Genomic DNA, 7,515 nt, shown 5'->3' with positions numbered 1-7,515 from the left:
CCGGGCAGCCACCCCGGCGCCGCGCCCCTGGCCGGCGCCCCCCGCGCCCCACCCGTCCCGGGCACCGAAGGCGCGCCACCGCGCGCCCCCGGGTTCTCGCTGTGGGCGTAGCCCGTGACCTCCGGGAACTTCGCCGGTGCTCCGGACGCTTGCATACAGTGGCAGGACCGGCAGAAACGGCGGGTGGGACCACCGCCTCCGCGATCGAAGGGACGTACATGGTCATGGGTCACACGGCCACAGCCCAGGCAGGCTCCGGCGGCCTGACAGCGACCGAGCACCGCCTGGCCAACGGCCTGCGCGTGGTGCTCTCCGAGGACCACCTGACCCCGGTCGCCGCGGTGTGCCTCTGGTACGACGTCGGTTCGCGCCACGAGGTCAAGGGGCGCACCGGCCTGGCTCACCTCTTCGAGCACCTGATGTTCCAGGGCTCCGCCCAGGTCAAGGGCAACGGTCACTTCGAGCTGGTGCAGGGCGCGGGCGGCTCGCTCAACGGCACCACCAGCTTCGAGCGCACCAACTACTTCGAGACCATGCCCGCCCACCAGCTGGAGCTCGCCCTCTGGTTGGAGGCCGACCGCATGGGCTCCCTGCTGGCCGCCCTGGACGAGGAGTCCATGGAGAACCAGCGCGACGTCGTCAAGAACGAGCGCCGCCAGCGCTACGACAACGTCCCCTACGGCACGGCGTTCGAGAAGCTGACCGCTCTCGCCTACCCGGAGGGCCACCCCTACCACCACACGCCCATCGGCTCGATGGCGGATTTGGACGCGGCGACCCTGGAGGACGCCCGCCAGTTCTTCCGCACCTACTACGCGCCGAACAACGCCGTGCTGTCCGTGGTCGGCGACATCGACCCCGAGCAGACGCTCGCCTGGATCGAGAAGTACTTCGGCTCCATCCCGTCCCACGACGGCAAGCCCGAGCCGCGCGACGGCTCGCTGCCGGACGTGATCGGCGAGGAACTGCGCGAGGTCGTCGTCGAGGAGGTGCCCGCGCGGGCGCTGATGGCCGCCTACCGGCTGCCCGAGGACGGCACCCGCGCGTGCGACGCGGCGGACCTGGCGCTCACCGTCCTCGGCGGCGGGGAGTCGTCGCGGATCTACAACCGTCTCGTGCGGCGGGACCGCACCGCCGTCGCGGCCGGGTTCGGTCTGCTGCGGCTGGCCGGGGCGCCCTCCCTGGGCTGGCTGGACGTGAAGACGTCCGGCGACGTCGAGGTGCCGGTGATCGAGGCGGCCATCGACGAGGAGCTCGCCCGGTTCGCCGAGGAGGGCCCCACGGCCGAGGAGATGGAACGCGCCCAGGCCCAGTTGGAGCGCGAGTGGCTGGACCGGCTCGGCACGGTGGCGGGCCGCGCCGACGAACTGTGCCGGTACGCCGTCCTGTTCGGCGACCCGCAGCTCGCCCTGACCGCGGTGAGCCGGGTCCTCGACGTGACGGCCGAGGAGGTCCAGGAGGTCGCCAAGGCCCGACTGCGCCCCGACAACCGCGCGGTGCTCGTCTACGAGCCCCTCGCCGCCGGGGACGAGGAACCCGCACAGGCCGCCGCGGCCGCCGGCACCGACGAGAACGAGGAGGCGGCGAAGTGACCGAGCTCGCCACGATGGACTTCCACCCCCGGCCGCAGGCGGGCGACGCCAAGCCCTGGGCCTTCCCGGCCCCCGAACGGGGCACGCTCGACAACGGCCTGACCGTCCTGCGCTGCCACCGCCCGGGCCAGCAGGTCGTCGCCGTCGAGGTGGTCCTCGACGCGCCCCTCGACGCGGAACCGGCCGGCCTCGACGGCGTCGCCACGATCATGGCGCGGGCCTTCTCCGAGGGCACCGACAAGCACTCCGCCGAGGAGTTCGCCGCCGAACTCGAGCGCTGCGGCGCCACCCTGGACGCCCACGCCGACCACCCCGGCGTCCGTCTCAGCCTGGAGGTGCCGGCCTCGCGGCTGGCCAAGGGCCTGGGCCTGCTCGCCGACGCCCTCAGGGCGCCCGCCTTCGCCGACAGCGAGATCGAGCGTCTGGTCCGCAACCGCCTCGACGAGATCCCGCACGAGCTGGCCAACCCCTCCCGCCGGGCGGCCAAGGAGCTCTCCAAGGAGCTCTTCCCGGCCGACGCGCGCATGTCGCGCCCCCGGCAGGGCACCGAGGAGACCGTCGAGGGCATCGACTCGGCGGCCGTGCGCGCCTTCTACGAGAAGCACGTGCGCCCCGCCACGGCCACCGTCGTGGTCGTCGGCGACCTGACCGGCGTCGACCTCCAGGCGCTGCTCGGGGACACGCTCGGCGCGTGGACCGGCTCGCCGGGGCAGCCCCGGCCGGTGCCGCCCGTGATCGCCGACGACACCGGCCGGGTGGTCATCGTGGACCGTCCGGGAGCCGTCCAGACGCAGCTGCTCATCGGCCGCGTCGGCGCCGACCGGCACGACCAGGTGTGGCCCGCCCAGGTGCTCGGCACGTACTGCCTCGGCGGCACCCTCACCTCCCGCCTGGACCGCGTCCTGCGCGAGGAGAAGGGCTACACCTACGGCGTCCGCTCCTTCGGCCAGGTCCTCCGGTCCGCGCCGGACGGCACGGGCGCGGCCATGCTCGCCATCAGCGGCTCCGTGGACACCCCGAACACCGGGCCCGCGCTGCAGGACCTGTGGAACGTGCTGCGCACCCTCGCCGCCGACGGGCTGACCGACGAGGAGCGGGACGTCGCCGTGCAGAACCTGGTGGGCGTCGCACCCCTGAAGTACGAGACGGCGGCGGCGGTCGCGAGCACCCTCGCGGACCAGGTGGAGCAGCACCTGCCCGACGACTACCAGGCAGAGCTGTACCGCCGGCTGGCCGCGACCGGCACCGTGGAGGCCACCGCGGCGGTGGTGAACGCCTTCCCGGTCGACCGGCTGGTGACCGTCCTGGTCGGTGACGCCGCGCAGATCAAGGCGCCCGTGGAGGCACTCGGGATCGGCGAAGTGACCGTGGTGGCGGCCGAGTAGACCGCCGCGGCGGCACCACCCGCGTGTGGGCCCTGGTGACGACAACGTCACCAGGGCCCACTTATGCCCGAATTGAGGCAGAGGCTGCCTGTCTGCCCTGTGGCATGCGCTACAAAAACCGGGATCCGTTTGGGGATTGACCCGCCTCCCGCATAGCTTCGTGCGGGCTGTTCGTCAGGCAGTGCGCCGCATCCGCGGCACCGGACAGCCATCGCCGAGTCCCCGTACGGCGCGAGCCAGGGGAGCCGGGGACCCACCGTCCCTGGGGTGAATCGGGCGCCCGCGCGTGTCGCGAGGGGGTCCGTAGGAGACCTTCCTGCTCCGAACCCGTCAGCTAACCCGGTAGGCGAGAGGGAAGGAAAGGACCAGCCTGTACATGGCGTTCACCCGCGCCACCGGCAAGCACCGCCGCCCCGGCCGCATCCACCGCGGCACCGCTCGCGCGGCGGGCGTCGCGGCCCTGACCGGCAGCGGCGTCGTCGGCTCCCTCGCGGCACCCGCGCTGGCCGCCGAACCCGCAGCGGCCCAGACCGGTATCACCCCCGTCGTCACCCTCGGCGACACCGTCGCCGACCGGATCGACGCCCAGGCGGCCGCCCAGCACGAGGCCGCCCGTGAGGCCGCCGAGGCCGAGGCCCGCAAGGCGGCCGAGGAGGCCGCGCGCGAGAAGGCCGCCAAGGAGGCAGAGAAGGTCCGCGCCGAGAAGGAGCGCGCAGCCCGCGAGGCCGAGCGTGAGCGTCTCAACGCCTTCGTCTCGCCGATCCCGGGCTCCTACGTGTCCACCGGCTACAAGACCGGCGGCGCCGTCTGGTCCTCCGGCAGCCACACCGGTGTCGACTTCCACGCCGCGAACGGCACGCCCGTCCAGTCCGTCGGCGCCGGCACGGTCGTCGAGGCCGGCTGGGGCGGCGCGTACGGCAACCAGGTCGTCATCAAGATGCACGACGGCACCTACACCCAGTACGGCCACCTGTCGTCGGTCAATGTCTCGGCCGGCCAGCAGGTCACCCCGGGCCAGCAGATCGGCCTCTCCGGCTCGACCGGCAACGTCACCGGCGCGCACCTGCACTTCGAGGCCCGTACGAGTGCCGACTACGGCTCGGACCTCGACCCCGTCGCCTACCTCCGCGCGCACGGCGTCTCCCTCTGACGGGTGCGCGGGCAGGCCCCGCGCCCACCCGGAACACCGCACGGCCCCGGCTCCCCGAGCCGGGGCTTTCGCGTTGCCCCGCATGTTGTCCAAAAAACAGGCATGAATGTTCCCTCGGCGTCAATCAATCCGCTGAATTGCAATAGAGTCACGGAACGGACGCCTGACGACGGCGTTTCACGGGAAATAGCCGGAGGCCGCCCATGCGTGTTCCCGCACATTCACTGTGCGCCGCCGTCCGGGACGACATCGTCGCGGGGGTCCACCCGCGCGGAAGCCGGCTCACCGAGGAACTCCTGGCGCGCCGCTACGGCGTGTCCCGGGTCCCGGTGCGCGAGGCCCTGCGGACGCTGGAGGCGGAGGGGTTCGTGGTGACCCGGCGGCACGCGGGCGCGTGCGTCGCCGAGCCCACCGAGCGGGAGGCCGCGGACCTGCTGGAGATGCGTCTGCTGCTCGAACCCCTCGGTGCCGCCCGCGCGGCCCAGCGCCGCACCGACGCCCACCTCAAGGTGCTGCGCGGCCTCGTCCGCCTGGGCCAGGAGCGGGCCCGCCAGGGGAGCAGCGACGACCTGCGCTCCCTCGACGGCTGGTTCCACGAGACGCTGGCCCAGGCCGCGGCCAGCCACGCCCTGGCCTCGACCCTGACCGGGCTGCGCCACAAGATCGCCTGGATGTACGCCGTGGCGGAACCGGCCGACCCGGCCCCGACGTGGACGGAGCACGGCCTGATCGTGGACGCCGTGGCCCGCGGCGACGGGGAGCGGGCCCGGGCGGCCACCGCCCAGCACCTGGAGCGGGCGCACGCCGCGCACCGGCTGCGTCCCGCCTCCGGTGCCGGTCCCGCGGAGCGTGTGAGGACCTCGAAACATTCCGTCAACACGCCGGGCGTACGGAATTAATACGGGCGCGGTATACAAAGAGGCACGTAATTCGGGGGGTTTCTTTTCCTGCCCGGAAAAGGAAATGCGAAAGGCCCGCCCGGAGGACCGGGCGGGCCTTTGTGCCGATGCGGTGCGCGTCGGACGGGCGACGTTCACCGTGAAACGGATCCGGGTGTCAGACCGTTTCGGGCAGTTCCTCGAGGCCCTCGGCGACCAGCTTCGCGAGCCGGTCCAGTGCGGCGTCCGCGCCGTCGGCGTCGGAGGCGAGCACGATCTCCTCGCCGCCCTGGGCGCCCAGGCCCAGGACGGCCAGCATGGAGGCCGCGTTGACGGGGTCGCCCCCGGCCTTGGCGATCGTCACCGGGACGCCTGCGGCCGTGGCGGCTCGGACGAAGATGGAGGCGGGGCGGGCGTGGAGACCCTCGGCCCAGCCGACGTTGACGCGGCGCTCAGCCATGTGATGCTGCCCTTCGCTGTTCAGGGTTGTCTAGACCAGTTTCCCATATCGTGAAGCATGCCGGCGCGGCACCTGCTCCCGCTCCGGGCGCAGGGCCGGACCGCGGCCTCGGCCCTGCCCTGCGCACCCACAGCCTGCCTCGCGCCGTCGCCGGAAGCGAGCCGTACGCTGGGGCCCATGCAGACCTCCTCGGACCGGCACGAGTACCCCGCTCACTGGGAGGCCGACGTGGTGCTGCGCGACGGCGGCACCGCCCGCGTCCGCCCCATCACCGTCGATGACGCGGAGCGCCTGGTCAGCTTCTACGAGCAGGTGTCGGACGAGTCGAAGTACTACCGCTTCTTCGCGCCCTACCCGCGTCTGTCCGCGAAGGACGTCCACCGCTTCACGCACCACGACTTCGTGGACCGGGTGGGACTCGCGGCCACCGTCGGCGGCGAGTTCATCGCCACCGTACGCTACGACCGGATCGGCGCCGACGGAACGCCCGCCTCCGCCCCGGCCGACGAGGCCGAGGTCGCCTTCCTCGTCCAGGACGCCCACCAGGGCCGGGGCGTCGCCTCCGCCCTGCTCGAGCACATCGGCGCGGTCGCGCGGGAGCGCGGCATCCGCCGGTTCGCCGCCGAGGTGCTGCCCGCCAACACCAAGATGATCAAGGTGTTCACGGACGCCGGGTACACCCAGAAGCGCAGCTTCGAGGACGGCGTCGTCCGCCTGGAGTTCGACCTGGAGCCCACCGACCGCTCCATGGCCGTGCAGCGGGCGCGCGAGCAGCGGGCCGAGGCGCGCTCCGTCCAGCGGCTCCTGGCGCCCGGCGCCGTGGCCGTGATCGGCACCGGCCGCACCCCCGGCGGCGTCGGCCGCAGCATCCTCGACAACATCCGCGACGCGGGCTTCACCGGACGCCTGTACGCCGTCAACAAGGCGCTCCCCGAGGGCACGGCGGAACTGGACGGGGTGCCCGCCTTCCGCTCCGTGGGGGACATCGACGGGCCCGTCGACCTGGCGGTCGTCGCGGTCCCCTCCGACCGCGTGCCCGAGGTCGTCGCCGAATGCGGCGCACACGGCGTCCAGGGACTTCTCGTCGTCTCCGCGGGCTACGCCGAGTCCGGCCCCGAGGGACGCGAACTCCAGCGCGCCCTGGTCCGGCAGGCCCGCACCTACGGCATGCGGATCATCGGCCCGAACGCCTTCGGCGTCATCAACACCTCGCCCGACGTCCGGCTCAACGCCTCCCTCGCCCCCGAGCCGCCCCGCGCCGGCCGGATCGGACTGTTCGCCCAGTCCGGCGCCATCGGCGTGGCCCTGCTGTCGCGCCTGCACCGGCGCGGCGGGGGCGTCACCGGGGTCACCGGCGTGTCGACCTTCGTCTCCTCCGGCAACCGGGCCGACGTCTCCGGCAACGACCTCCTGCAGTACTGGTACGAGGACCCCGACACCGACGTCGTCCTCATGTACCTGGAGTCCATCGGCAACCCGCGCAAGTTCACCCGCCTCGCGCGCCGCACGGCCGCCGCCAAACCGCTGGTCGTCGTCCAGGGCGCCCGGCACGGAGCGGGACCGCGCGGCCACGCGGTCCGCGCCACCCGACTGCCGCACGCCACGGTGTCCGCGCTGCTGCGCCAGGCCGGGGTGATCCACGTCGACACCATCACGGAACTCGTCGACGCGGGCCTCCTCCTCGCCCGCCAGCCGCTGCCCGGCGGTCCCCGGGTCGCGATCCTCGGCAACTCCGAGTCCCTGGGCCTGCTCACCTACGACGCCTGCCTCGCCGAGGGCCTGCGCCCGCAGCCCCCGCGGGACCTCACCACCGCCGCCTCGGCCGCCGACTTCCACGACGCGCTGGCCGGGGCCCTGGCCGACGACACCTGCGACGCCGTCGTCGTCACCGCCATCCCGGCCGTGGGGGAGGGCTCGGTCGGTGACGCCGCGCTCGCGGACGCCCTGCGCTCGGCCGCGGCCGCCGCCCCCGCCAAGCCGGTCCTCGTCGTCCACGTGGAGCTCGGCGGCCTCGCCGAAGCCCTCTCCGCCGCGGCGAGCACGGCACCGC

Annotated in this window: 6 protein-coding genes and 1 riboswitch; of the genes, 5 read left to right on the top strand and 1 reads right to left on the bottom strand. The window is 73.5% G+C overall.

From position 1 onward, the window contains the following. Positions 1–218: 218 nt before the first annotated feature. The 4 genes from G3I53_RS33035 to G3I53_RS33020 all read left to right on the top strand — a co-directional run bounded on the left by G3I53_RS33035 (position 219) and on the right by G3I53_RS33020 (position 5,026). Complete coding sequence (locus G3I53_RS33035) at positions 219–1,592, top strand: pitrilysin family protein (protein WP_164339260.1); 1,374 nt, start codon at positions 219–221, stop codon at positions 1,590–1,592. Beyond that, the gene (locus G3I53_RS33030; RefSeq protein ID WP_164339258.1) at positions 1,589–2,977 is read left to right on the top strand and encodes a pitrilysin family protein; all 1,389 of its coding nucleotides are present in this window, start codon (positions 1,589–1,591) and stop codon (positions 2,975–2,977) included. Before G3I53_RS33035 ends, G3I53_RS33030 begins: the two co-directional genes overlap by 4 nt. A gap of 202 nt (positions 2,978–3,179) precedes the next feature. After that, a riboswitch (cyclic di-AMP (ydaO/yuaA leader) is annotated at positions 3,180–3,341 on the top strand. 12 nt (positions 3,342–3,353) lie between these two features. Then, positions 3,354–4,127 carry a M23 family metallopeptidase gene (locus G3I53_RS33025; RefSeq protein ID WP_164339256.1) on the top strand — a complete coding sequence of 258 codons (774 nt, stop codon included), beginning with the start codon at positions 3,354–3,356 and terminating at the stop codon, positions 4,125–4,127. A gap of 203 nt (positions 4,128–4,330) precedes the next feature. Further along, complete coding sequence (locus tag G3I53_RS33020) at positions 4,331–5,026, top strand: GntR family transcriptional regulator (protein WP_164339254.1); 696 nt, start codon at positions 4,331–4,333, stop codon at positions 5,024–5,026. A 157-nt stretch (positions 5,027–5,183) separates the two neighbouring features. On the opposite strand, the gene G3I53_RS33015 is transcribed toward G3I53_RS33020, so the two are convergent. Further along, complete coding sequence (locus tag G3I53_RS33015; RefSeq protein WP_164339252.1) at positions 5,184–5,465, bottom strand: HPr family phosphocarrier protein; 282 nt, start codon at positions 5,463–5,465, stop codon at positions 5,184–5,186. A gap of 177 nt (positions 5,466–5,642) precedes the next feature. On the opposite strand from G3I53_RS33015, the gene G3I53_RS33010 reads away from it, so the two are divergent. After that, positions 5,643–7,515, top strand: a 1,873-nt coding sequence (locus G3I53_RS33010; protein WP_164439061.1) for a GNAT family N-acetyltransferase, incomplete at its 3' end; no start/stop codon positions are given.

It is taken from the genome of Streptomyces sp. SID14436 (assembly GCF_010548465.1).
Classification (GTDB): Bacteria; Actinomycetota; Actinomycetes; order Streptomycetales; family Streptomycetaceae; genus Streptomyces.
This window is presented reverse-complemented; position numbering and strand designations above follow the sequence as displayed.